This is a genomic window from Photobacterium sp. HL06 (assembly GCF_059552575.1).
Genome location: NZ_CM183914.1, coordinates 3,815,803 through 3,841,429, shown reverse-complemented (window position 1 = coordinate 3,841,429; position 25,627 = coordinate 3,815,803). Strand labels below are relative to the sequence as shown.

Genomic DNA, 25,627 nt, shown 5'->3' with positions numbered 1-25,627 from the left:
TTAGTCTTCTTGTACGTTGAACTTACGATCTAGCGCGTTCATACGCACCACGTAGACAAAAATCAGGGCAACAAAGGTGTAAATTGAACCCTGTTGTGAGAACCAGAATCCCAACTTAAAACCGCCAAGTTGGATGTTGTTAAGGGCATCGACAAATAATATGCCTGCGCCATAAGACACCACGAACCAGATGGCTAGTAGGGAGCCCATCGTTGCAAGGTTCTCTTTCCAGTAGGCTTGAGCGTGCTCCTTGGATTCAAACGCCATTGTTATCTCCTTTCACGTCGTTATAAATCGCGTTAATAAAATGTTACGTAATGACAATAGCAACGATCAGGCAAGGAAACAGTGCAACTTTAGTCGAGATAAAAACGACAAAATCGCCCTAAATGCGGCGATTTTGTGAGCAAAGCAGAAGTTTGAGGATGTTAAGGAAATGTTGCGTTAGCCAAAGGTCTAACGGTTCGAATAAAAAAACTGGTGTGCAAGATAACGATCACTGAGTCAGATCCATCTGCTGCAGTAGGATCACCGCCTGGGTACGGTTTTTTACCCCGAGCTTACGGAAGATCGCGGTCATGTGGGCCTTGATGGTTGCTTCGGACACATTGAGATCATAGGCAATCTGTTTGTTGAGCAGGCCGTCAGACAGCATGCACAGTACCTTGTATTGCTGTGGTGTCAGGGTAGCAATACGTTCGGCCAGCTCGTTGACCTCATCGTCTTCGTCGCCGAGCCCTTCGGGGAAGAAGGGTTCGCCTTCCAGTACTTGGTTCAGTGCGCCGATCAGAGCTCGCATGTCACTGGATTTGGGGATAAAGCCAAATGCACCATGACTGCGGACCTGGCGTATGACGCTGGTTTCTTCACTGGCGGAGATCACCACCACGGGGAGATCTGGGTATTGGTTACGTAGCTGGATCAATCCGGACATGCCATTGGCCCCGGGCATTTTCAAATCCAGCAGCAGCAAGTCAACGTCCGGCTCTTTTTCCAGCAGGGAGAGCAGGGTATCAAGCGAATCTGCTTCCAGCAGATTGGCACCGCTTATGGCCATATGCACTGATTGGAACAAGGCATTACGGAATAGCGGGTGGTCATCGGCAATAACAATAGTGTACTGAGCGTCCATGGCAGTCATGTCTGATTGTTTTTAATAAAGCTATCACTGCTTATAGAGTAGATCAATTTGTTAACAGTCAAGATCTGAACTGGATCGGCTACTAGTACAGTTGCGCTGCAACTATTTGCTTCGTTTTTGTCGAAGGGGGCATATGAGCCTAGAAAAAGAGCACCCTAAGGTGCTCTGTAACTGTAGGTTTCAATTACTGAACCAATTGGTGATTTTCCAGATGGTTGAGAAAAGGGGTTGCTTCCATAAAGCCTGTCAGGCGGGCATTGCTATTGCGGTTGCCCTTCGCATCCCAAAAATCCAGCGTCGGCAGGCCGAGTACATCCATCTCTTTCAGTAGCTCGATATCAGCCGGCGAGCTTTTGGTAACGTCGGCTTGCAACAGAACAAACTGTTGTAGTTTCGGAGCAACAGCCGGATCGTGAAAGGTATATTTTTCAAACTCCTTGCAGGCTACACACCAGTCAGCGTAGAAATCCAACATTACCGGTTTGCCCTGGGCTTTGGCCTCAGCCAGAGCCAGGTTCAGATCATCAATGGTAGCAATGCGCTCAAACTCAACCGTGACGGGTTCTTGGGTTTGTGATGGCGCTGTGCCTGCCATGTATTGGAACAGCGGCTGGACTGATGCAAACAGGCCGAGAATAGCAATCACCGCCAGGGTGCTGCTGCGCCATGAGACAGCCAGAGTGTTTTTGATATGGTACAGCCAGCCGAAGGCGGCGATACCCAGCAGCGACCATAGGTAAGGTACCAGGTTGTGCGGCAATATACGCTCAAGCAAGAAGACCGGAACGGCCAACAGGATGAAGCCGAAGAAGACTTTGACATGGTTCATCCAGTTACCCGCTTTTGGCAATAGCTTATTACCAAACATGGCTGCCAAAATTAGCGGGATCCCCATACCGATAGCCAGCGCATACAGGGCGATGGCACCGGTTAGCAAGTCACCGCTTTGGGCGACATAGATCAGGGCACCGGAGAGCGGGGCGGTGGTGCAAGGAGAACACACCAGGCCGGAAATGGCCCCCATCGCAAATACTCCACCGGTATTGCCACCCTGTTGTTTGTTGCTCAGGCTGCTGAGCCAGGTTTGGATACTGCTCGGCAGTTGCAGCGTATAGGCGCCAAACATTGACAGGGCCAGCAGGACAAACATAACACTCAGGCCGATCAGAACATACGGGTGCTGCAAGGCGGCCTGGAATTGCATACCCGCTGAGGCCACGACCAGGCCGAGTAAGGTATAGGTCAGGGCCATGCCCTGTACATAGGTAAATGACAGGCGGAACGTCCGGCTATGGCTAAGCTGACCATTGCCCAGCACAATCCCGGTCAGGATCGGGTACATCGGTAGGACACATGGGGTGAAGGCCAGGCCGATGCCTAGGGCCAAAAATACCAGCGGCGTCCACCACTGATCGGCCAGATCGCTGGCCAGCTGATCCTGCTCGGAGGCTGGGGCTACTGCGGTTTGTAAGTTATTGATGTTAGTACTTACTTGCGAAACATCTCTTTTGCCACTAGCGTTGCCAGATTCACTTGAGCTTGCTGGTGGTGTTGGGGGTGAGCTGGCTACTACGGCGGATAACGGTACCTGGCGGATCTCCGGTGGATAGCAAAAACCGGCTTTGGCACAGCCCTGATAGCGCACGGTTAGTGTCGAACTATCGCTGGCTTCCACCACTGGAACACTGATGGTCAGCGGTTTGGTATAGATGTTGACGTCACCGAAAAATTCATCTTTATACGGCTGGCCTGCCGGAATATTGATGGTGCCCAGCTCGGCACTGTCAGAGGTGACCGACAGCTGGTGCTGGTAGAGGTAATAGCCCGGTTTCACTTGCCAGTCGAGGTAAACCACATTTCCTTGCTGGCTGAAGTTGAAAGGAAAGGCTTCATCGACGGTAACAAACTTGTTGGTATTGCTGTCTGAAAATCCCGGTAGGGAAAATTCAGCCCGAACAGGCAGGCTGGCTACACTGGCCAGTAACATCCCTGTTAGTGCAACAAGGGCAAGAAAACGGGAGAACCCGCTATATCGTTTTAATTTCATCATTCAGGTCAGACTCGTCTGCAGGGAATCCCTGTAAATGCAGAAAGGGTTAGATCAAACGGAAGCATTGTCAGTCTTCTTGAGCGACCAAGAAGTGGGATAACGATTCCGTCTGGATTTATTACTATACTCCCTCAGACCGTGTTATTCAGCGTTTGGTTTCATCTACCGTTAAATCAACACGGATCACTGCGCGATAACTATGAAGAGAGTGATCACTCACACGTTAGTGCATCACGCATGAAATCGGTGAAGCAGCGGATATGGGCCGGCACATATCCAAGACGCTGATAGAGCATATAGATTGGGCGCGGTGGTGAGTACCAGTTGTCCATCATCGTAGTCAGTAGCCCCTGCTCACAGGCATCGGCCACCACATAATTTGGTAGGCTGGCGATACCCAATCCATCGATGGTTGCTTGTTTGATGCTGTTGAGATCGGCGATCGCCATTTTCACCGGGGAGTTTATCCAGATGGTTTCCGGGTGTGCAGTGCTGTGCTTGTATGTAAGTGCCCACTCAAACTCAGGCACACTGGCCAAGCGAGCATGCTGGTTCAGATCTTGCGGGTATTCAGGTGTGCCGTGTCTGGCTAGATACAGCGGAGAGGCGACCAGCACCCGTTGTGATTCCCCAATTTTGGCAGCGGCAAAGCTGGAGTCCGGCTGCTGGCCAACGCGAAATACCACATCATACTGTTCCGGGCTGTAGTCATGGTGCTGATTGGACAAATGGGTCAGCGACAAGGTGATTTCTGGATATAAGGCCAGGAACTGGTTGAACAGTGGCATCAGCCGATAGGTCAGCAGGCCGACCGGGGCAGAGATCCGCAGTGCCCCGCGCGGATTTGCATCGCTGCTATCCTGAAGTTCAGAGGTGGTCGTTTCCAGTTCGTCAATCAGAGGCCTGCAACGCTCAAAGTAACTCTGCCCAAGGGGGGTTAGTGATACATTGCGACTGTCACGGATCACCAGCTGGCTGCCCAGGGTATCTTCTAATCGTTGTAACCGGCGGCTCAGTGTCGCCGGGGGAATATCTAACGCACTGGCTGCGGCTCTGAAACTTCCTTGTTGAGCAATCGCAATCAGGGTGCGCAGGTCGTCTAACTTCATACCATTTTTGCATCGCTGCATCACGCTTTTACCTCTATCGCCTAGCTCGCTCAATCACTACTATAACTGGGCAGGCTTTCCTGTCTTAAGCCTGATCTGTAGCAAATTGAGACATGACTCCGGATAGAACGTTGGGATTGACGAGCTAACCGGGCTGAACAAATACGTTGGGAATCTGTATTTGTTCACTGTCTTCGCCTCAGGATGGGGCGGAGACATTAAATCCTTCATTTTACCTTTCTTACTGCTTCAATTCTTTCTCTGTTTCCTGAATAAAAGTAACCAAATTTATCGTTGTTACGCCTAGTCCATATGTTTTATTAGTGGTTACTTACTTTTATGTCAAAAAGCGACCTTATCGAAATAAAGGTACGAGTTCCTGGATCCTAGTTCCTTGAAAAAGCAGGAAGAGCAGATCCTAGGGAAGAGCAAAATCTTGATTTATCTTTTAGGTTCGGAGAGCCTGTCGTGCAGGAACCAGGAACCAGGAACCAGGAACCAGGAACCAGGAACCAGGAACCAGGAACCAGGAACCAGGAACCAGGAACCAGGACCTATAAAAGAAAAGGCTACCCGAAGGCAGCCTTTATTATTTCCAGTTAATCTGGTTCTGTTACAAGAAGATACCACCAAGAGCAAAGCCCAGTGCTACAGACGTTGTGATGGTCACCACACCTGGAATGAAGAATGGGTGGTTGAAGACCAGGTTACCAATACGGGTAGAGCCTGTGTCATCCATTTCAACTGCTGCAAGCAGTGTTGGGTAAGTCGGTAGTACAAACAGCGCACTTACTGCCGCGAAAGAAGCAATTGCTGTTAGAGGCGCTACGCCAATCGCCAGTGCTGCAGGCATTAGGGCTGTGGTTGTTGCACCCTGAGAGTAAAGCAGCATAGAGGCAAAGAATAGCGTTACAGCTAGCATCCACGGATATTGCTCAAGGACTTCACCCGCAAGCTCTTTGATTTCAGTGATGTGGCCAGATACGAAAGTATCACCTAACCATGCAACACCCAGTACGCACACACAAGCACTCATACCTGATTTGAACGTTGCTGCATTGGCAATCTTAGAGGCATCAATCTTAGTAATTGTGACGATAGCCATCGCTGCGGTCAGCATGAATACCATGATCGCGTCGTTACGGCCCAGTGCAGGGTCTTCAATCAGGCCTACCGCGCTAGAAATCATGGTTGCGTAAGCAACTACGGCGATGATCGCTGTAATAAAGATGTAGGTAGCAGGCTTCGCTGTCGGAAGGATTTCACGCTTGGTGGCGCCCTGGATTTTGATCAGGCCCTTAGCCAGGCGGTCTTTATAAATTGCGTCGTCTTTTAGCTCGCAACCTAGGAAGTTAGAAACAAATGCACCTGCCATACACGCCACAAATGTGGTTGGGATACTGATAGCCAGTAAGGTTAGGTAGCCTACTCCCAGCGGTTCAAGAATGCCTGAGAAGAAAACAACCGCTGCGGAGATAGGCGATGCGGTGATTGCAATTTGTGAGGCCACAACTGCAATAGAAAGTGGACGAGAAGGGCGAACGCCTTGCTCTTTAGCAACTTCAGCGATCACTGGTAGGGTAGAGAACGCGGTATGACCGGTACCGGCAAGCAATGTCATGAAGTAAGTGACCATCGGCGCGTAGAAAGTGATGCGCTTAGGATTTTTACGCAGAAATTTTTCTGCCAGATCAACGAGCCAGTCCATACCGCCTGCAACCTGCATTGCTGCGATAGCCGTAATAACTGACATGATGATCAGGATAACGTCTACAGGGATATTACCTGCATCGACACCCAAAAGAAGAGAAAGTACCAATACGCCAGCACCGCCAGCAAAACCAATACCAATACCGCCGATTCGTGCGCCCAGGTAAATGAACGCTAGAACGACAAAGAGTTCTACACCAATCATATGATTGTCCTGTCTTAAAGTTAAAAAATAAAAGGGGGAAATCTGTAGCAAAAGGGGGCGGATCTTCATCCTGAAAATCCGCCAGGTTTTATCGCGTTTGCGTTTTTATTAGTTGTAACGCTTCGCTTTATATTCTGGATGCATCAGGTTCTGTACCGAGAAGATGTCATCTAGCTGCGCTTCAGTCAGAAGGCCGCGTTCTAGAACAACGTCACGTACGCTCTTGCCTGTTTCAGCACAGATCTTACCGACGATGTCACCTTCGTGGTGGCCGATGAACGGGTTAAGGTAAGTCACGATACCGATAGAGTTGAACACGAAGTGCTCACAGACTTCTTTGTTAACCGTGATGCCGTCAATACACTTGTCGCGTAGGTTGATAACCGCGTTTTTCAGCAGGTCGATAGATTCGAACAGTGCCTGGCCAATTACTGGCTCCATCACGTTCAGCTGAAGCTGACCCGCTTCGGCGGCGAAAGTAATGGTGGTGTCGTTACCGATCACTTTAAAGCAAACTTGGTTAACCACTTCAGGGATCACTGGGTTTACTTTTGCAGGCATGATTGAAGAGCCTGCCTGCATTTCTGGTAGGTTTAGTTCATTCAGGCCAGAGCGAGGACCAGAAGACAGCAGACGTAGGTCGTTACAAATCTTGGACAGCTTAACCGCAGTACGCTTCAGCGCACCGTGGATCATTACGTATGCGCCACAGTCAGATGTCGCTTCAATCAGATCTTCTGCAGGTACACATGGTAGGCCAGTTACTTCAGCAAGACGTTGAACAGCCAGCTCCTGGTAACCTGTCGCGGCGTTCAGGCCTGTACCGATCGCTGTTGCACCTAGGTTTACTTCAAGTAGAAGCTGGGCAGTGTGGCGAAGGTTTTTGATTTCTTCTTTGATCAGTACGCCAAATGCGTGGAATTCCTGACCCACGGTCATAGGCACGGCATCTTGCAGCTGAGTACGGCCCATTTTTAGTACATCGGCGAATTCTTTGTCTTTCGCATCGAATGCACCTTTAAGGTACTCCAGCGCTTCCAGCATGTTCATGATGCTGTTGTAAACCGCAACACGGAAACCTGTTGGGTAAGCGCAGTTTGTTGACTGGCTCTTATTGACGTGGTCGTTCGGGTTGACGATGTCGTACTCGCCTTTCTCTTTGCCCATAAGCTCAAGAGCAAGGTTCGCAATCACTTCGTTAGTGTTCATGTTAACTGAAGTGCCGGCACCACCCTGGTAAACATCTGACGGGAACTGATCCATGCACTTACCTGTTTCAAGGATCTCATCACACGCTTTGATAATGTATTCGCCAACATCTGATGGGATAACACCCAGCTCTTTGTTCGCCATCGCAGCAGCTTTCTTGGTGAAAACCATACCGCGAACAAATTCTGGTACGTCTGAAATAGTAGTTTGGGAAATGTTGAAGTTTTCAACGGCACGAAGAGTGTGAATACCCCAGTATGCGTTAGCTGGGACGTGGCGATCGCCAAGAAGATCTTCTTCGATGCGGGTTGCAACGTTTAGAGTTGCTTCATTTTTTTCTAGATCAATCATCTGAGACATGATGTAGCCTTAGTAGAATCTGCTAATAAAATTCAAATGTTGAGCCAATTCTGAAAGTTTAGAATCCGTTCCGCAGAGATTTTGGCTAGATGATCGTACCTGACACCTATTGTCTGAAGCTGATAATACTCCCCTTTAGTGGTAAAAACATAACCCAGATCACTTTTTTAATTTGACTGAAAACATTTGCACAAAAACACGATCTTGATCACGTTTTCTGTTAACAACTAGCTCGCGATTTATGTCGATAAATGATCAATTGTGACAAGATGTGAAGCTTCTGTTTTGTGATGTCAGCGTTGGTTAAGGTAACTAATTGTTGCAACTTTTGGTACACTCTGAAGGTTGAAAAGAACCTCATTATTCCCAATATTAAGGGATAGAACGTATAGTGATGACTTCGGGGCGATTTCGCCGTGAAGTGCTGAACTGTTTATCACAGACAACAACCACAAAGGGGTGAGTCGTGTTTCCTGTTTTACTATTTCTGTTTATTGTTGTTCCTATCATTGAAATCGCTCTGTTCGTCCAGCTAGGGGGATTTTTGGGCTTATGGCCAACGATTGCACTGGTCCTGGTGACGGCAGTTGTCGGGGCATCGCTAGTACGGAGCCAGGGAATAGCGACCCTAATGTCGGTGCAAAGCCGCTTGCAGCAAGGTGAACTGCCGGCGCAGCAAATTGTTGAAGGTGTCATGCTGGCGGTCGCGGGGGTATTGCTATTGACCCCGGGCTTTATGACAGATGCACTTGGGATGCTGGTCTTGCTGCCTGCCCCGCGTGCCATGTTGGCCAAGCAGCTGATGAGCCGGGTGAAGGTTCAGGGTATGGGATCGGGCTTTAGCGCCGGTTTTGGCGGTGGGCAGGGTTTCAGTGGCCAGGGGCCGTTTGACCACCATTCGGATCCGTCTAAGCAGCGCTCTTCTGACGGTGATGTGTTTGACGGTGAATTTGAGCGTAAAGACGAAAATAGAGATGATGACAACAACCACCGATTACATTGATACCTTTCAATAGAAGGTGCAGTTTGTTGAATACAGAGAAGGCAGCCAATGGCTGCCTTCTTGTTAATACTGTTCATATTCCTCCTGCAAAAAGGAGGGGAGTTGATTTAGCAGGATTTGGCTAAATTGTCATACATGCTTTGTCGCATTCTAACTGCATATAAGTAGGCCCCTATACCGCTAAGAGTATTGGCGACGGCGATACCGATAAATAGCCCCTCTGTACCCATTATCCAGCTTCCCAGCCAAGCTGCGGGCAGCAAGAAGGCAAACAACCGCAGTAAATTCCACACCAGCGCATGGATTGATTTGTGCATTGCGTTAAGCGCGCTGATCAGCAACATACATACCGCCTGCATACCGTAGCTAACCGGAACGACAATCAGGTAGTGCCATAGCTGCTCTTGTACAGCGCTATCTTGGCTAAATAGTGAGGACAGGGGCCAGCTGAGCGGTACCATCATAATGAAGATCAGCAGCTGGAACAGGATGGCGAAACGCATCGCCGTAAACAATGCCCTGAAAGCCCGTTGAGGGTTATTGGCCCCCAAATTCTGCGCCATTAATGGCATCAGCGCCGATCCGAGTGCCATCATCACAATCACCAACAGAGATTCTATCCGCATCGCGGCCCCATAGGCGGCCACCGAGGCTGTTCCCTGAATGGCGAGCAATGACATCAGTATGGCACCGGACAAGGGGTTCAGGGCATTCGACAAGGCGGCCGGTGTGCCGACTTGCATTATTTGGTGCCAGTCTTTACCGACGAGCCTTAGCTGCGGCAAGGCCAATAGCTTTTCCCTTTTTATCAAGATATAGAGCGAGTTGACCAGCGCAAATGCCCAGCTGATCCCGCTGGCAATGGCCGCCCCTTTGACGCCCAGTTCAGGAAACGGACCGAAACCGAAGATCAGCAAAGGATCGAGCACACCATTGATCACCCCGGCCAGCATCATGATTTTGGCCGGGGTTTTGGCATCCCCGGTGGCGCGAATGGCACTATTACCCGCCATGGGGATCACCAACAAGGGGATTGCCAGATACCAGACACTCATATATTGCTTGATGATGGGTAGCAGCTCCGGTGAGGCACCAATGAGGGTGAATAGCGGCTCGAGGGTCAGCAACCCAACACTGGATGCCATGATCATCAGTATCATTGCCAACAATAGCCCGTGGCTGGCGAAGCGGGCCGCACTATGGGTATCGCCACTGCCGAGCAGGCGACCAATTCGGGTTGAGATCCCGACACTGACTCCCATGGTGATGCAGTTTAGGGCAAAAGTGACCGGGAAGGTAAAGCTGACGGCAGCCAGCGCTTCGGTACCCAATAGCGAAATAAAGAAAGTATCGACCAGGTTAAACATCAAGATCGCCACCATCCCGAACACCATAGGAACGGTTAACTTGCGCAGGACGGTAGGAATGGGCGCAGACAACAGCCCATGTTTATCTGCCTTTCTTTCTGTTGACATAGTGGTCTCGGTGTTGGGATCCCCGCCTACCCTAAAGCAAAGAGTGTGACCGGGCAAAAAATCTCAGAGAATTTTTTGAAAAAAATAGCCTCGGGGACTTGGGATCTAGAAAAACGTCCCAACATGTTTAGGTATCAGAAAAAGTTAGCGTGAGACCACGCTGGCTTTATTAATTGTATGGATATTACCAAAATCAGGAGAGACGACCGATGAACATTCGTCCTTTACATGACCGAGTTATCGTTGAGCGCCAAGAAGTTGAATCAAAATCTGCTGGCGGCATCGTTCTAACTGGTTCAGCAGCTGAAAAATCTACTCGCGGTACAGTACTGGCAGTAGGCAAAGGCCGCATCCTAGAAAACGGCACAGTACAGCCGCTGGACGTTAAAGTTGGTGATACTGTGATCTTTGCAGAAGGCTACGGCACAAAATCTGAAAAGATCGACGGTAAAGAAGTCCTGATCATGTCTGAAAACGACATCATGGCAATCGTTGAATAATCCGATCACTTCGAATTAAAAATTAAGAAAGGAAGAAAGACATGGCTGCTAAAGACGTTAAGTTTGGTAACGACGCACGAATTAAAATGCTAGAAGGTGTCAACGTTCTAGCTGATGCAGTAAAAGTAACACTGGGTCCTAAAGGCCGTAATGTTGTACTGGACAAATCTTTCGGTGCACCAACGATTACTAAAGATGGTGTTTCTGTTGCGCGTGAAATTGAACTGGAAGACAAGTTCCAGAACATGGGCGCACAAATGGTGAAAGAAGTTGCTTCGCAAGCGAATGACGCGGCAGGTGACGGTACAACAACTGCAACAGTATTGGCTCAGTCTATTATCACTGAAGGCCTAAAAGCGGTTGCTGCTGGTATGAACCCAATGGATCTTAAGCGCGGTATCGACAAAGCGGTTGTTGCTGCAGTTGAAGCGCTTAAAGAGCTATCTGTACCATGTGCAGACACTAAGGCGATTGCACAGGTAGGTACTATCTCTGCGAACTCTGATGTGACTGTCGGTAACATCATTGCAGAAGCAATGGAAAAAGTGGGTCGTGATGGCGTTATCACGGTTGAAGAAGGTCAGGCTTTGCATGATGAGCTAGACGTAGTTGAAGGTATGCAGTTCGACCGCGGTTACCTGTCTCCTTACTTCATCAATAACCAGGAAGCGGGTTCTGTTGATCTGGAAAGCCCATTCATCCTGCTTGTTGACAAGAAAGTCTCAAACATCCGTGAGCTACTGCCTACACTAGAAGCGGTTGCTAAAGCATCTCGTCCTCTTCTTATCATTGCAGAAGACGTTGAAGGTGAAGCGCTGGCAACACTTGTTGTGAATAACATGCGTGGCATCGTTAAAGTTGCTGCTGTTAAAGCACCTGGTTTCGGTGACCGTCGTAAAGCAATGCTGCAAGATATTGCAGTGCTGACTGCAGGCACGGTGATTTCTGAAGAAATCGGTCTTGAGCTAGAAAAAGTTCAGCTTGAAGACCTAGGCCAGGCGAAGCGTATTACGATCACGAAAGAAAACACCACTATCATCGACGGTATGGGTGAAGAAACGATGATCCAGGGCCGTGTTGCCCAGATCCGCCAGCAGATTGAAGAAGCCACATCTGACTACGATAAAGAAAAACTTCAAGAGCGTGTAGCGAAACTAGCTGGCGGTGTTGCAGTGATCAAAGTTGGTGCGGCAACTGAAGTTGAAATGAAAGAGAAGAAAGACCGTGTTGAAGATGCCCTACACGCAACGCGTGCAGCGGTAGAAGAAGGCGTGGTTGCGGGTGGTGGTGTTGCACTAATCCGTGCTGCATCTAAAGTTGTTGGCCTTGAAGGTGATAACGAAGAGCAGAACGTGGGTATCCGTGTTGCACTACGCGCAATGGAATCTCCAATCCGTCAAATCACCAAAAATGCGGGTGATGAAGAGTCTGTTGTAGCTAACAACGTTCGTGCGGGCGAAGGTAACTACGGTTACAACGCGGCAACTGGCGAATACGGCGACATGATTGAAATGGGTATTCTGGACCCAACAAAAGTAACGCGTTCTGCACTGCAGTTTGCTGCTTCTGTTGCTGGCCTGATGATCACCACTGAAGCAATGGTTACAGACCTACCACAAGATGCAGCACCTGCAATGCCTGATATGGGCGGCATGGGCGGTATGGGTGGTATGGGCGGCATGATGTAATTGCCGTAATCGCTCATCTCTTTGCGGTATTAAGACAATATCGCTTTGAGCTGAACCATTACTACTTTCTGCGCTTGTAGATTGTTTAAAGCTGGAGCTAGTCTCCAGCTTTTTTGTACCTGTAGCAAATGGAATAGGTTGTCTAGTTAACATATAGCGATACCATCTTTTCTCGCATCTCGCATCTCGCATCTCGCATCTCGCATCTGTACCGTTCATCGGGGAAATTGCTCGAAAAGCTGCACGTAAATTAAAGTCGTTATAAAACAATGATTTACTTTCATTTCTGTGGTTGTTTTATCATGGTGTCACATTTGCTCAGCTTTTTGCTGAATTTTGCGAGAAAAGCTGCTCGCCACGACGTTTTGATAGTTCGTTGGCAGTAAAAGTAGTGTTCAAGGTTTAGCGGGTAAAAAGCATGAAAAGCTGCACGTTATTTTATTTATTTAAAATCAATCACTTAGTTGTTGTTATTGGGCTTTTGTTCAATGCGTTCTTTTTTGCTCATGTAAAAGCTGAATAAATCACAAAAAGCTGTACTGTTTTCGTCGGAAGTTAGTATATTAATCATGATAAGCTTTAGCGGAAAAAAGCTTGAAAAGCTGAACAAAGTATTATGCTTTAAAAACAGTGATTTAGAGCGGAAGTTTATGTATTGCTCTCAATGTGCGATATTGCTCAGCTTTGAGCTGTACATTCCTGCCAATGGTGCACGGCTTGTTTCCCCGTGATGTGGCTGAGGCTGGCTGCGCTTTCTTGCTGCAATTGTGTTGTCGCCAATTACGAAGCCGCGTATATCCGTGACGCCTGTCTCTTCAATGTACTACTGCACTATTGTTATGGCCTTGAGTCCCATAATGCTTCAATCACGCTTTCTGTGGCCTGTTGGGCTTCCATTTGCACAACTCAAATATCTTGGGTCCCTTCCCGTGGTTTTATAGCCAAAGAGTGCTGTCCACCATCTAGAGCGCATCCATTATTTCACCCTGATGAAGGACTGAGCGTCCATGAATGATGATTTATTTTTTATCATCAGCAGAAATCATTTGCTTAGAAGACAGCAAAAGACGGATCGGAAGTGAATCAATTGGTCCGTAGTAACCCAAAACAGATAAGTTAGTTTAAATGGGGAAAAGCTAGAAAAGCTGTACATGAATTATTTGGTTTAAAATCAACTCGTTATATTTGACGCTTGTAATTTTACACCAGCACCTCAAAAGGTGCATCTTTTTGCTGCCAAAGCGAACGAAAGCTGTACTATTTCGTGGTAAAAGTGCAGTGAGTGGAAAAGTGAGTTTGCTTAAAAAAAAGCTCAAAAAGCTGCACATGAATAAGTTGTTTAAAAACATATGTTTATGTGTTGCTTAGTGCGTTCAGAGCACAAGGGTCATTTTGAACATTAAAAATGTGTTTTTGGGTAAAAAAGCTGTACGCCGTTACAGTGGAAATGAGAGTGGCTGTGCCTAGACGGGCTGCACAGCCTACAAGAGCGGGGCGGTTGGTAACTACTGTTATTCCATATGTAGATCGAGTGGGGTCTTGCTGCTGCGACCACCGATTTCCCGGGTGAGCTTGGGCACGAGATAGCCCGAGACATTTTCCAGTAACCCCGCCATCAGTCTACGAGCTTGTGTATCAGTAACCATGAAGTGCGCGGCGCCCTGTACTTTATCTAAAACATGGAGGTAGTAAGGTAAAATGCCGGCGCCAAATAAAGCCTCACTCAGCTGTGCCAGAGCACCCACCGAGTCGTTAACCCCTTTTAGCAGCACGCCTTGGTTCAGCAGTGTGACATCAGCTTGTTTTAGCTTGGCCATGGCTTGGCGAAATTCATCATTGATTTCGTTGGCATGGTTAATATGAGTGACCAGCACCGTCTGTAGGCGACTTTGTTGTAGCAGCTCGCACAGGTGCTCGGTAACGCGCGATGGAAGTACCACAGGAAGGCGTGAGTGGACTCTGAGGCGCTTAATGTGGGGAATTTGGCTGATACCATCGATCAGCCACTGCAACTCATGGTCTTTTGCCATCAAGGGATCGCCTCCGGAGAGGATAACCTCGCTCACTTCCGGCTGGGTGGCGATATAGTCGAGTGCTGCCTGCCAATGGCGCTTTCCGCCCTTGTTGTCCTCGTACGGGAAATGGCGGCGGAAGCAGTAACGGCAATTCACCGCACAGCCCCCTTTCACGATCATCAATACCCGGTTTTTGTATTTGTGCAGCAGGCCGGGAATCGCATTGTCCTGCTCTTCCAGCGGATCGAGGGAGTAGCCATTATGCACCTCAAATTCTTCTTCGAGCGGGAGCACTTGCCGCAGCAATGGATCATAGGGGTTGCCAACTTCCATTCTTTCGACAAAGCTCATAGGGACACGCAGTGCAAATAATTTCCGGGCAGCGAGCCCTTGTTCCCATGGGGCGGGATCAATTTTTAGGGTTTTTAGGAGCTGAAAGGGATCGGAAATCGCATTAGCAAGATCATTGAGCCAGTTTTGCTCAACAGTTGATGCGTTTCGGGTTATTATATGCGGCATTAAATACAACTCGAAGATGTTAAGAGGATAGAAATGGCGTCTTTCAGCACCAATGAATTCCGCGGCGGAATGAAAATTATGCTAGATAATGAACCATGTGTCATTATCGAAAACGAATTTGTTAAGCCGGGTAAAGGCCAGGCGTTCAACCGCGTTAAGATCCGTAAGCTACTTTCAGGCAAGGTGCTTGAGAAGACTTTCAAATCTGGTGAGTCGGTTGAAGCTGCAGACGTAGTCGACATCGAGCTTGATTACCTATATAACGACGGCGAATTCTACCACTTCATGAACAACGAAACTTTCGAGCAGCTAGCGGCTGATCTGAAAGCGGTTGGTGACAACGCGAAGTGGCTGGTAGAAAACAACACTTGTACGCTGACGCTGTGGAACGGTAACCCAATCACAGTAACGCCACCTAATTTTGTTGAACTGGAAGTAGTTGAAACTGATCCAGGCCTGAAAGGTGATACCCAAGGTACGGGTGGTAAGCCTGCAACACTAACTACAGGCGCTGTAGTACGTGTACCGCTATTCATTCAGATTGGCGAAGTAGTTAAAGTTGATACACGTTCTGCTGAATACGTAGGCCGTGTGAAGTAATCATTGATTACTGCTGAAAAAAGGTCGCCCTGGGCGGCCTTTTTTGTTGCCTGCTGTTTATGAATATTCTGATGAAACACTTTATAAGGTGTTCTGAATACCGGACCGGCAAAAAAAAGCACCGCCTGAGCGGTGCTTTTTAACATGGCAATACCTTGATGATTAGATCATGAATACAAAGATAACAGCCAGCGCAGACACTAGGAATGCAGACGCGTAACACGCGATTTTACCTGCAACACCCGTGTGGAATTTCAGGTCGTGCATACCGTGGTGTAGACGGTGCATTGCATGCCACATAGGAAGTGCAAGCGTTGCAATCGTAAATAGCGCGCCAATGATGCTGGTTACGAAGCCTGTTACACGCTCATAGCTCATTGCTTCGGCATCAATCATGCCTAGTGGCACCATGATCCCCAGAACAAGTACGGTAACTGGTGTTAGCATTGCGAACCAAGTACCACCTGCACCAAACAGACCCCACCATACTGGCTCGTCAGAACGTTTAGGATTTAGATTTACCACGTGGTTCTCCTTAAACTAGTACTAGAACGACTAGTGAGATAGCAGCAACTGCCGCCCACTGCGCCAGCACAACAATTTTCTTATCAAGTGCTTTGCCTTTGATTTTAATCGGCATTACTTGAGGCATCATGCTGAAGAATGTTTGTGCGTGGAACAAGCTGCCTGCAAGAGCCAGAATGTTAAGCACAACAACGATTGGGTTAGACATAAAGCTTAACCAGGTTGCCCAAGCTTCAGGACCTTTCACTAGGCTACCTAAACCGAAAGTCAGGCACACTGTGAAAAAGATCAATGGCAAAATTGTTGCTTCACGAACCATGTAGAAGCGGTAGAAAGGATGATCTTTCCACCAGGTACGTGTCATTTCACGAACGTAAGGTTTACGGTTGCTCATCCTTATGCCTCCTGAGGCTTAATCATGGCAATAACAAAATCTTTAGAAGATTCAACTTTACCTTGGTTAACCGCTGCTGCTGGATCGACGCTCTTTGGACAAACTTCAGAACAGTAACCAACAAACGTACAACCCCAAGCGCCGTTTTCGCCGTTGATCAGCTTCATACGCTCATCAGCACCGTTGTCACGGCTATCCAGGTTATAACGGTGAGCCAGAGTCAGAGCGGCAGGACCGATGAACTCAGGGTTCAGGCCAAACTGAGGACATGCTGCGTAGCACAGGCCACAGTTGATACAGGCAGAGAACTGCTTGTATTTTGCCATTTGCTCAGGCGTCTGGTTGTTTGGACCATCTTCAGGCTTGCGATCGTTACCGATGATGTAAGGCTTGATAGCTTCCAGACGCTCGATGAACGGTGTCATGTCGACAATCAAATCTTTCTCGATGGCAAAGTTAGACAGTGCTTCGATTTTCAGACCGTTCGGGTAGTCACGCAGGAAAGTCTTACAGGCCAGTTTTGGCACCTTGTTGACCATCATGCCGCAAGAACCACAGATCGCCATGCGGCAAGACCAGCGGTAAGCCAGATCTTTGTCTAGGTTATCTTTGATGTAACCCAGCGCATCAAGCACAGACATGGTTTCGTTAAACGGAACTTCGAACATCTCGAAGTACGGTTCTGCATCTTTTTCTGGGTCATAACGCAGAATTTCAACTTTTTGGATACGGTTGCCTGACATTATGCCTGCTCCTCTTTTTTCGCTGCCGCTTCTGCTGCTTCTTTTGCTGCTGCCTCTTCTGCTGCCGCGCCGTATAGACGAGCCTTAGGCTGAGACTTGGTGATTTTCACGTCGCTGTATTCGATGCGAGGTGCTTTATCACCGTTGTAGAATGCTAGCGAGTGCTTCAGGAAGTTCACGTCATCACGCTCGGTGCAGTTGTCGTCAAGACGCTGGTGCGCACCACGTGATTCGCGACGAAGAATTGCTGAGTGAGCCATCGCTTCAGCAACTTCAAGGCCGTAACCCACTTCGATTGCGTATAGCAGATCGGTGTTGAATACCTTGCCTTTATCTTTGATGCTGATTTTCTTGTAACGCTCACGAAGCTCTGCAAGTTTATCAACAGTAGCCTGCATCAGATCTTCTTGGCGGTAGATACCACAACCTGCTTCCATGGAGTGACCCATTTCGGTGCGGATATCAGCCCAGTTCTCGTCACCTTCCTGAGAAAGAAGGGTATCGATGCGGTCTTGAACAGCCTTCATTTGCTTAGTGATAGACTCTTCGTTCCAACCTTTGAATTCTTCTGCACGCTTCGCTGCACCTTCACCCGCCAGGCGGCCGAATACAACAAGCTCTGCCAGAGAGTTAGAGCCCAGGCGGTTAGCACCATGTAGGCCAACAGAAGAACACTCACCGACGGCGAATAGACCAGAGATACGTGTTTCGTTGTTCTTGTCTGTTTCGATACCACCCATGGTGTAGTGTACGGTTGGACGAATTGGAATTGGCTCTTCCGCAGGGTCAACGTTCACGTATGCTTTCGCAAGTTCACAGATGAATGGTAGGCGCTCGTGCAGGTATTCTTTACCTAGGTGGCGAAGATCAAGGTGGACTACATCACCCAGTGGGTGCTTGATAGTGTTACCTTTTTGCATCTCGTGCCAGAACGCTTGAGAGACTTTGTCACGAGGACCAAGTTCCATGTATTTGTTTTTAGGCTGGCCGATTGGTGTTTCTGGGCCCATACCGTAATCTTGCAGGTAACGGTAGCCATTCTTGTTCAGCATGATACCGCCTTCACCACGACAACCTTCGGTCATCAGGATCCCGGTACCAGGTAGGCCTGTTGGGTGATACTGAACGAATTCCATATCACGTAGCGGTACACCGTGGCGGAATGCCATCGCCATACCGTCGCCGGTTACGATGCCACCGTTGGTGTTGCAGTTGTAAACTCGGCCCGCGCCACCTGTAGCAAGAACAACAGATTTAGCTTTAATACAAACCAGTTCGCCTTCAGACATGTGAATGGCGATAAGGCCTTGCACTTCGCCTTCTTCTACCAGTAGATCAACCACGAAGTACTCGTCAAAGCGATTGATTTGCGTGTATTTGATAGAAGTTTGGAATAGTGTGTGCAGCATGTGGAAGCCGGTTTTATCCGCAGCGAACCAAGTACGCTCAACCTTCATACCACCGAAACGACGAACGTTAACGTCACCGTTTTCCTTACGGCTCCAAGGACAACCCCACTGTTCTAGCTGGGTCATCTCGCGAGTCGCGTTTTCTACAAAATATTCAACAACGTCCTGTTCACATAGCCAGTCCCCACCACCAACAGTGTCGTTGAAGTGGTTATCTAAGCTATCCTCATCCTTGATGACGGCAGCGGAGCCACCCTCTGCAGCTACGGTATGAGAGCGCATTGGGTAAACTTTTGAAATTAGTGCAATTTCTAAGTCTGGGTTTGCTTCTGCAGCAGCGATGGCAGCACGTAGGCCTGCACCACCTGCGCCGATTACAGCGATATCTGTGGTAATAGTCTTCACAGCTATCCTCCGAAGGTAAGACGATAAAATTTAAAAAAGCACGCAACAGCGTACTTATCCTTGAAATCCTGAGTTTCATTCTATGAAACAATATCGATAGAAAATTTGATTTAGACGCAGCTTTTTTACTGAAATAGCCCAAAAGTATAAGGTGATTACAGAAAGTGTGATTATTGTCACAAGCTGTAATGTTTTGTGGTTGTTAATTCGCCGTTTTATTTTGTGTTAATTGTTTCTGGCTCATTAAGAATGTGTTTCGCAATATGTCATCAAGTCATTCATTTAAAAAAGAAACTAAATCGTTAGTGGTAGCGTGGTGTAACTTAATGTTGAGTTTATAGCACTTTGGTGATGTGGCTGTTGCGTATTTGTTTGAATTTAGTGGTTGTTTTGATAATGCTGATATTTAGCTTTTATATGGCGCCATTCATAATTCTTAATAATGAATGACAGGAGCTCTGGTTGGCTTTGAGGACGAAGTCAGTAGCTGCTGCTGAGAGGGGAGTTTGGTAAACTGGTTGACTCAATGATCCCCCGATAGATAAGAAGTGATGCTATGACTTTGCATTGGCAACCGACCGCCTCGATCGCGCAACTGAAACAGCGCGCTGCTACTATTGCCTCAATTCGTGATTTCTTTGCCCGCCGAGAGGTTCTGGAAGTTGATACACCTGCTATGAGTCAGGCGACAGTAACAGATATTCATCTTCATACTTTCCAAACCCAGTTTGTTGGACCGGGCTATGCCAAGGGGCAGACCCTGTACCTGATGACCAGTCCTGAATTTCACATGAAGCGGCTGCTGTCGGCGGGAAGTGGACCTATCTATCAGATCTGTAAGTCATTTCGTAATGAAGAGTCGGGACGGTTCCACAACCCCGAGTTCACGATGCTGGAATGGTACCGCCCTGACTTTGATCACCATGCCCTGATGGATGAGATGGATGAACTGCTGCAGTTAGTCTTGGGCTCAGTCCAGGCCGAGCGTATGACCTACCAGCAAGCGTTTGTTAAAGTACTCGGGGTTTGCCCGCTGGAAGGCAGCATGGCGCAGCTGAAAGAAGCCGCAAGTACCTTGGGGCTGGCCGATATTGCTGATCCTGAAGAGGATCGTGATACCTTACTGCAGTTATTGTTCAGTGTTGGTGTTGAGTCGAAGATTGGTCAGCAAGCCCCTGCTTTTGTTTATGATTTCCCTGCGTCACAGGCTGCGCTTGCGCAAATTAACCCGATAGATCCGCGGGTGGCAGAACGTTTTGAGGTGTATTTCAAAGGGATTGAGCTGGCTAATGGCTTCCATGAGCTGGCCGATGGTGACGAACAGTTGGCTCGCTTTGAAGAAGATAACCAGAAACGTCTGAAAATGGGATTGCAGCCCCAGCCGATTGATTTAAATCTGGTTGAATCACTGCGGGCTGGCTTTCCTGACTGTGCAGGGGTTGCGCTGGGTATTGATCGTTTGATCATGCTGGCGCAGCAATTGGATCATATTGATCAGGTTACAGCCTTTCCGATCCACATTGCCTGATTTTCCATACATTGCCAGTTAACCATACATCTAGCACAAAAAGCGCGGCAAATGCCGCGCTTTTTGTGTCTGGCTATTTACCGGATGTCACTCCAGGTAAGAGGGTGGCCAAAAATACCATTGGGTATTGCCGTATCTAAGCCAGAAGACACGGGCTTTTACTCCCTGACGATAAGCAGGGAGCTGGGGGGAACAGCAAGTTCTATATTGATAACAGCATCGACAGGCGGCAAGTTAGGATTTCAAGGCGTCATATCGAAGCGGTTTAAACTATAAGCAATTACAGCCTCAAATGCAAACGGTTATCAATTGCAATTGGTTGTTCATATAACTAATGGTTAATAGCTAACAATCAATCCGGTACCAATAACGGCCAGAATGGCACCCATCCAGGCACTTCTATTGGGGATGTTTCCGGTATGCAGACAAAGCAAGGGCAGTACCATGATTGGGGTCGTTGAAGAGAGCAGGGCTACCATGCCGACATCACCATAGCGTAATGCATAGAGGATCAAGGTCATGCCGACCGCCATGGCGAGAAAGCCATTGATGGCGACCATACCTAGAATTGGCAAGGTGATCGGCGTGACTGGTCGAAAGAGAGGGGCACCGCTGAGGCGCAGCAGGAAATGGGCGCCGAACGCACTGGCCATCCTGACCGCTGAGGCAGCTATCGGATCGATATCGGTCTGCATCACGGGTTTGGCAATAACAGCCCCGAGTGACTGACACAGGGCAGCAATGAGCCCTAAGGCGATGGCTACCCAGAGTTTGCCCCGGATCTCCTCCCAGGTATGGTTTTGTTGCTGGCCAAAAAAGATAGCGCTGGCCACACCGAGAAATACGAATAACCCGCCGACCAGTTTCCAGCCGAGTAATTCTTCGTTAAACAGCCAGATCCCCAGCAGTGCAGAAAAAACAGCGTGGCAGGAAAATAGCAACCCTCCCCGGCGGGGGCCGATCCGGTTAAAGCAGGAGAACAAGGCGGTATCGCCAATAAAGATGCCAATCAGTCCCGATAGGATCATAACCGAGGCATAGTCCCACTGCATGCTGTCCCAGCCGTGGTTGAGCATCGCCATGAGCGATAGCATGATGGTAACGCAGGCCATGCGCCAGCGACTGTAGGCAAAAGCACCAAGGTGGCGGGCGGGGGCAACTGAAATCAGGCTGCTGAGTGCCCACAACATAGCCGCGCCCAATGCTAGCCATTCATACCCAATCATCCCGACTGACATAACAATCCTTGCGAAAAATCAGCGCCGGTAGTGATTCCGGCGCTGGAAGTTGCCTTATTTTACACAAGGGGCTATGTCATGTTGATAATGTCTTCAATCATTCTTTTCATGTAGAACATGAGCAAATTTCATGATTTGCGAAGGGGGCGAGTTATACCCGAAAACGTGATACATCCTGGCGCATGGTCTCGGCTGAATCGTTCATCTCCCGGCTGCTCTGGCTGACCTCTGCAGTTTGCTCTGCGAGGTGATCAGAAACTTCCTTGATGGCCTGTGTATTGCGGCTGATATCTTCACTTACCGCCCGCTGCTCTTCGGCGGCGCTGGCGATATGGGTGGCCATATCCGAGATTTCCGTAATGGTATGGGTGATTTGGTTTAGGCTCTCGCTAGCCGCCTCTGCATAGCCGACACTTTGTCCGGCCAGCTCGGTGCTGGTTTGCATGCTGTCGACGGCCTGCAGGGTATTTTGTTGCAGGGTGTCAATCATACTGCGGATCTCCTCGGTCGAGTCATGGGTACGCTGGCTCAGTACCCGAACTTCATCGGCTACCACGGCAAAGCCCCGGCCCTGTTCACCGGCACGGGCAGCCTCAATCGCGGCATTGAGTGCCAACAGGTTTGTCTGCTCTGCAATACCTTGGATTGTCGACAGGATCTGGTTGATGCCCTGGGCATTGTTTTCCAGTTCATGGATAACATTGGCGGCATCCTGTACCTGATTGGCCAGTGAGGTGATCGCATCACGGTTTTGGCCGATAACCTGTTGGCCTTGTTCACACGCTGTCGTGGAGGCTTGTGCGGCTGCTGCCGTCATCTCAGCATGATTGGCCACTTCGCCTGATGTTGCTGACATTTCATGGATAGCTGTCGCTATCTGGTTGACATCATTTTGCTGATCGGTGACGCGCTGCGAGGCGTGGTTACTCAGTTGGGCCGAGCGCTCGGCATGTTGGCCTAAAGTCTGCGAATGGTTGACGACACCTGTGATCATGGTTTGCAACTGGGCAAGAAAACGGTTCATGTTATCGGCCAGTTCGCCAATTTCATCCATACGCTCGATTTCAATACGCTGGGTCAAATCGCCGTTGCCCTGTGCTAGCTGGCTGACGGATTGGTTCAGGTTATTCAGGGGGCGGAGCAGGCTGTTGATGATCATTGTGGCGATAACAGAAATGACCAGATAGAGCATGATTGATGCCAATACAACAAACTTGACCTGCTCTCCAATAGAGGCAAAGGCCAGTGATTTGTCTTCCACCAGTGCCAGTGTCCAATCGGTACCTGCTATTGGGTTGGCATAGATCAGCTTTTCCTGGTTGTCGCTATTTAGGGTGATGGTTTGGATTGTCTGACCGCCCTGTAACTGGCGGAACAGCGCTGGTGTTAGCTCGCTGTCTAGCTGGGTAATGGGTTGCTGGCTGAGCTTTTCATCGCGGTAGGCAACAATGTTGTGGTTACCGTCGATAAGAAAGGCAAAGCCGTTATGCTCCAGCTTCAGGTTCAACACTTGGTCAATGATATGGCTGACGGTCAAGTCGGCAGCCAATACACCTTGGTACCGGCCCTGGAAGGCTTTGGCAAAACTTACCACAATGCTGCCGTCAAAGTCTTGGTAGGGTTCGGTTAGCACCAGGCCGCCGGCGCTCGTGGCATCCTTGTACCAAGGGCGGGTGCGAGGATCATAGTCGGCCGGCCAATCTTCCGTTTTGTCACCATAGGCAATGCTGCCGTCACTGAAACCGGCATAGACTGACAGGAACTGACCGGCACGTTTGGTCAGTAGAAGTTCGCGATCGACGTTATCTTGGTTGGCAATCAAGGACTCGTTGGCCAGCATCATATCACTGCGGGTGTTGAGCCAATCGGCAATGTAGCGGCTGGTAGCCTGGCCGATATCGCGCATTTGGTTGCTGACTTCTGTTGTGGTTTCCTGTTTTAGCTGACTGATGGATATCCAGGCCTGGACGGCGCTGACGGAAGCAATAATCACCGCTATTGCGACCTGAATTTTTAATTTGATCGTATTTTTCATCTTAGACTCTCGCAGATGGCCAGGTTTATAGATTTATCGGTATGACGCAGTGTGAAGAGTTGTTGTTATGGCATCACTCGGTTTTTTCATCGGCACTGACGGGATGATCATCTGTGAGCTCTGGCAGAAAAACCGTGATTGCAGTAGCAAATAAAAGCGAAAGGTCAGAGTGGCAGGGAGAAGAATGCGAAGGCAATCATGCTTACCTTCGCAGGTGTGATAGATGCGGTGCTTTGCATTTGTTAGGTCAATACCATGGCGCCTGCATAGACAACAAGGAGGCCGACAATCCCGATAATGAGCCCGGTTTTGGCCATATCTTTACTTTCAATCAGCCCGGTTGAATAAGCCAGTGAGTTAGGGGGAGTCGAGACTGGCAAGATCATACCGAGTGACGCCGAGAAGGCGACAACAACCAGTACTCCCTGCAAGCCCCCCATTGCGACCAGGCTTTCCATGGAAGCGGCGACAGCGGCGGCAATCGGCATCAGCAGATTGGCCGTGGCGGTGTTGGACATGAAGTTAGCCATCAACCAGCAGATAATTGACAGTGTCAGTACCACCGCAACCGGTGAAAGGGCATCATAGTCGATGGCATGGGCTAATGCTGCTGCCAGTCCGGTTTTATCCAAACCGATACCGATAGCGATCCCCCCGGCGACCAGCCATAACACATCCCAGTTGATGAGCTTTAGCTCTTCCTTGCCCATGATCCCGGTAAGGGTGAAGACAGCCAATGGAATGATTGATACCACATAAGTGTTCATACCATGCAGCGAGGTGGTCATCCACATGATAATGGTGAGGGCAAACGTGATGTAAACCACGATGGCCTGCCAGCTTTGCTGGAAACGGCCTTCGAGCTTGAGTTCCATTTGCTGTTGCGTCGATGGGAACAGCTTTTGTAACAGCCACCAGGCAAAAGTCAGCTGTAGGGTGACAAACGGCAAACCCATCATCATCCAGCCAAGGAAGCTGATGCTGTGCTCCCCTGTGAGGTACTGCAGGGCGATGGCGTTGGGCGGGGTACCGATAGGGGTGGCGATACCACCGGTGTTGGCGGCAATTGGGATACACAGAACCAGGGCTTTGATCCCGATGTCACCCTTAGGGACTGAAGCGACAATTGGTGCCAGCAATGCCAGCATCATCACTGTGGTCGCCGTGTTTGACATGAACATCGAAAATACGGCGGTGATCAGCATCAGGCCGAGCATGATAAATTTGGGTTGGGTACCGAAGGGCTTTAGTAGTACCCGGGCGAGGTTGTTATCCAGTTCATACTTAGAGGCGGCGATAGCCAGGGCAAAGCCACCCATAAATAGGATAATGATCGGCGATGAGAAGGCGCTAAATATATCGGTGTATATCATCATCTCGCCCATTTCGTGGCCACTAGGTGCGGTCCGAAATAGGTGCAGCCCCTTGTCGGAAATCATGATCAGTTCAAGGGCAATGATGAGAATAGAAGTGGCAAAAACCGGGACAGGCTCGAGTACCCATAGCAGGGCAGCAAGGGCAAAAATGGCCAGCAACCGGTGCTGGATGAGGGTCAGGCCTTCTATCGGGATAGCATTGATAGGTAGCATCAAAATCCCGAGCGGGATCCCGAAGGCAATCAACAGCTTGAATAGCTGAGCAATGGATATCTTCTTCATAGTATGTTGGCTTGCTTATAGTTGTAGACTACCAAACAGCATACTATTTGACCGCTGGAAATTTCCTCGACATGGTCAATTTTTTGCACTAAAAAAGGGGCCGTCAAA

The 25,627-nt window shown here is 49.0% G+C and carries 20 protein-coding genes; 5 read left to right on the top strand and 15 right to left on the bottom strand.

All coding sequences use genetic code 11. From position 1 onward, the window contains the following. From AC51G0_RS17350 to aspA, 6 genes are all read right to left on the bottom strand, one after another. Positions 1-267: a DUF4212 domain-containing protein gene (locus tag AC51G0_RS17350; protein ID WP_496299961.1), complete on the bottom strand. Its 267-nt coding sequence runs from the start codon at positions 265-267 to the stop codon at positions 1-3. 229 nt (positions 268-496) lie between these two features. Continuing rightward, positions 497-1,132: a response regulator transcription factor gene (locus AC51G0_RS17345; protein WP_496302001.1), complete on the bottom strand. Its 636-nt coding sequence runs from the start codon at positions 1,130-1,132 to the stop codon at positions 497-499. Between the two features lie 193 nt (positions 1,133-1,325). Further along, complete coding sequence (locus AC51G0_RS17340; RefSeq protein WP_496301999.1) at positions 1,326-3,188, bottom strand: protein-disulfide reductase DsbD; 1,863 nt, start codon at positions 3,186-3,188, stop codon at positions 1,326-1,328. A gap of 215 nt (positions 3,189-3,403) precedes the next feature. Further along, on the bottom strand, positions 3,404-4,300 hold the full coding sequence (locus AC51G0_RS17335; protein WP_496299960.1) for a LysR family transcriptional regulator: 897 nt from the start codon (positions 4,298-4,300) through the stop codon (positions 3,404-3,406). A gap of 613 nt (positions 4,301-4,913) precedes the next feature. Beyond that, complete coding sequence (locus AC51G0_RS17330; RefSeq protein ID WP_496299959.1) at positions 4,914-6,215, bottom strand: anaerobic C4-dicarboxylate transporter; 1,302 nt, start codon at positions 6,213-6,215, stop codon at positions 4,914-4,916. Between the two features lie 108 nt (positions 6,216-6,323). Then, on the bottom strand, positions 6,324-7,784 hold the full coding sequence (gene aspA, locus AC51G0_RS17325) for an aspartate ammonia-lyase (RefSeq protein ID WP_496299958.1): 1,461 nt from the start codon (positions 7,782-7,784) through the stop codon (positions 6,324-6,326). 466 nt (positions 7,785-8,250) lie between these two features. On the opposite strand from aspA, the gene AC51G0_RS17320 reads away from it, so the two are divergent. Beyond that, entirely contained in the window at positions 8,251-8,787 is a 537-nt protein-coding gene (locus AC51G0_RS17320) for an FxsA family protein (RefSeq protein ID WP_496299957.1), read from the top strand. 107 nt (positions 8,788-8,894) lie between these two features. Here AC51G0_RS17320 and AC51G0_RS17315 read toward each other — a convergent pair whose 3' ends face one another. Continuing rightward, positions 8,895-10,262 carry an MATE family efflux transporter gene (locus AC51G0_RS17315; protein WP_496299956.1) on the bottom strand — a complete coding sequence of 456 codons (1,368 nt, stop codon included), beginning with the start codon at positions 10,260-10,262 and terminating at the stop codon, positions 8,895-8,897. Positions 10,263-10,471: 209 nt separating this feature from the next. On the opposite strand from AC51G0_RS17315, the gene AC51G0_RS17310 reads away from it, so the two are divergent. Both AC51G0_RS17310 and groL read left to right on the top strand, forming a co-directional pair. Next, positions 10,472-10,762: a co-chaperone GroES gene (locus AC51G0_RS17310; RefSeq protein ID WP_075768202.1), complete on the top strand. Its 291-nt coding sequence runs from the start codon at positions 10,472-10,474 to the stop codon at positions 10,760-10,762. Between the two features lie 41 nt (positions 10,763-10,803). Beyond that, positions 10,804-12,450, top strand: a complete 1,647-nt coding sequence (groL, locus tag AC51G0_RS17305; RefSeq protein ID WP_496299955.1) for a chaperonin GroEL — start codon at positions 10,804-10,806, stop codon at positions 12,448-12,450. Positions 12,451-13,961: 1,511 nt separating this feature from the next. On the opposite strand, the gene epmB is transcribed toward groL, so the two are convergent. Continuing rightward, positions 13,962-14,984: an EF-P beta-lysylation protein EpmB gene (gene epmB, locus AC51G0_RS17300; protein WP_496299954.1), complete on the bottom strand. Its 1,023-nt coding sequence runs from the start codon at positions 14,982-14,984 to the stop codon at positions 13,962-13,964. 33 nt (positions 14,985-15,017) lie between these two features. Between epmB and efp the strand changes: the two genes are divergently transcribed. Beyond that, a complete protein-coding gene (gene efp, locus AC51G0_RS17295; protein WP_496299953.1) occupies positions 15,018-15,584 on the top strand; it encodes an elongation factor P in 567 nt (188 codons plus the stop codon). A 162-nt stretch (positions 15,585-15,746) separates the two neighbouring features. Here the strand turns inward: efp and frdD are convergent, their stop codons facing one another. Genes frdD through frdA form a run of 4 tightly spaced genes read right to left on the bottom strand, consistent with a single transcriptional unit; the run spans position 15,747 to position 19,060 of the window. Beyond that, entirely contained in the window at positions 15,747-16,109 is a 363-nt protein-coding gene (frdD, locus tag AC51G0_RS17290; RefSeq protein WP_496299952.1) for a fumarate reductase subunit FrdD, read from the bottom strand. A gap of 10 nt (positions 16,110-16,119) precedes the next feature. Beyond that, the gene (gene frdC / locus AC51G0_RS17285; protein ID WP_496299951.1) at positions 16,120-16,503 is read right to left on the bottom strand and encodes a fumarate reductase subunit FrdC; all 384 of its coding nucleotides are present in this window, start codon (positions 16,501-16,503) and stop codon (positions 16,120-16,122) included. 2 nt (positions 16,504-16,505) lie between these two features. Beyond that, entirely contained in the window at positions 16,506-17,246 is a 741-nt protein-coding gene (locus tag AC51G0_RS17280; protein WP_075768179.1) for a succinate dehydrogenase/fumarate reductase iron-sulfur subunit, read from the bottom strand. Further along, entirely contained in the window at positions 17,246-19,060 is a 1,815-nt protein-coding gene (gene frdA / locus AC51G0_RS17275; RefSeq protein WP_496299950.1) for a fumarate reductase (quinol) flavoprotein subunit, read from the bottom strand. Before frdA ends, AC51G0_RS17280 begins: the two co-directional genes overlap by 1 nt. Positions 19,061-19,616: 556 nt before the next feature. On the opposite strand from frdA, the gene epmA reads away from it, so the two are divergent. Further along, the gene (gene epmA / locus AC51G0_RS17270) at positions 19,617-20,588 is read left to right on the top strand and encodes an elongation factor P--(R)-beta-lysine ligase (protein ID WP_496299949.1); all 972 of its coding nucleotides are present in this window, start codon (positions 19,617-19,619) and stop codon (positions 20,586-20,588) included. Between the two features lie 338 nt (positions 20,589-20,926). Here epmA and AC51G0_RS17265 read toward each other — a convergent pair whose 3' ends face one another. The 3 genes from AC51G0_RS17265 to AC51G0_RS17255 all read right to left on the bottom strand — a co-directional run bounded on the left by AC51G0_RS17265 (position 20,927) and on the right by AC51G0_RS17255 (position 25,519). Next, positions 20,927-21,811, bottom strand: coding sequence for a DMT family transporter (locus AC51G0_RS17265; protein ID WP_496301998.1), 885 nt, complete (start codon positions 21,809-21,811; stop codon positions 20,927-20,929). A 166-nt stretch (positions 21,812-21,977) separates the two neighbouring features. After that, positions 21,978-23,861, bottom strand: a complete 1,884-nt coding sequence (locus AC51G0_RS17260; RefSeq protein ID WP_496299948.1) for a methyl-accepting chemotaxis protein — start codon at positions 23,859-23,861, stop codon at positions 21,978-21,980. A gap of 242 nt (positions 23,862-24,103) precedes the next feature. Beyond that, the gene (locus tag AC51G0_RS17255) at positions 24,104-25,519 is read right to left on the bottom strand and encodes an SLC13 family permease (protein ID WP_496299947.1); all 1,416 of its coding nucleotides are present in this window, start codon (positions 25,517-25,519) and stop codon (positions 24,104-24,106) included. Positions 25,520-25,627 lie beyond the last annotated feature (108 nt).

Coding starts and splice junctions, on each gene's coding strand:
- epmB (WP_496299954.1), bottom strand. CDS start 14,984: ATGCCGCATATAATAACCCGAAACGCATCAACTGTTGAGCAAAACTGG.
- AC51G0_RS17310 (WP_075768202.1), top strand. CDS start 10,472: ATGAACATTCGTCCTTTACATGACCGAGTTATCGTTGAGCGCCAAGAA.
- AC51G0_RS17280 (WP_075768179.1), bottom strand. CDS start 17,246: ATGTCAGGCAACCGTATCCAAAAAGTTGAAATTCTGCGTTATGACCCA.
- groL (WP_496299955.1), top strand. CDS start 10,804: ATGGCTGCTAAAGACGTTAAGTTTGGTAACGACGCACGAATTAAAATG.
- AC51G0_RS17350 (WP_496299961.1), bottom strand. CDS start 267: ATGGCGTTTGAATCCAAGGAGCACGCTCAAGCCTACTGGAAAGAGAAC.
- AC51G0_RS17335 (WP_496299960.1), bottom strand. CDS start 4,300: ATGAAGTTAGACGACCTGCGCACCCTGATTGCGATTGCTCAACAAGGA.
- AC51G0_RS17260 (WP_496299948.1), bottom strand. CDS start 23,861: ATGAAAAATACGATCAAATTAAAAATTCAGGTCGCAATAGCGGTGATT.
- efp (WP_496299953.1), top strand. CDS start 15,018: ATGGCGTCTTTCAGCACCAATGAATTCCGCGGCGGAATGAAAATTATG.
- AC51G0_RS17330 (WP_496299959.1), bottom strand. CDS start 6,215: ATGATTGGTGTAGAACTCTTTGTCGTTCTAGCGTTCATTTACCTGGGC.
- AC51G0_RS17345 (WP_496302001.1), bottom strand. CDS start 1,132: ATGGACGCTCAGTACACTATTGTTATTGCCGATGACCACCCGCTATTC.
- AC51G0_RS17315 (WP_496299956.1), bottom strand. CDS start 10,262: ATGTCAACAGAAAGAAAGGCAGATAAACATGGGCTGTTGTCTGCGCCC.
- frdC (WP_496299951.1), bottom strand. CDS start 16,503: ATGAGCAACCGTAAACCTTACGTTCGTGAAATGACACGTACCTGGTGG.
- AC51G0_RS17255 (WP_496299947.1), bottom strand. CDS start 25,519: ATGAAGAAGATATCCATTGCTCAGCTATTCAAGCTGTTGATTGCCTTC.
- epmA (WP_496299949.1), top strand. CDS start 19,617: ATGACTTTGCATTGGCAACCGACCGCCTCGATCGCGCAACTGAAACAG.
- aspA (WP_496299958.1), bottom strand. CDS start 7,784: ATGTCTCAGATGATTGATCTAGAAAAAAATGAAGCAACTCTAAACGTT.
- AC51G0_RS17340 (WP_496301999.1), bottom strand. CDS start 3,188: ATGAAATTAAAACGATATAGCGGGTTCTCCCGTTTTCTTGCCCTTGTT.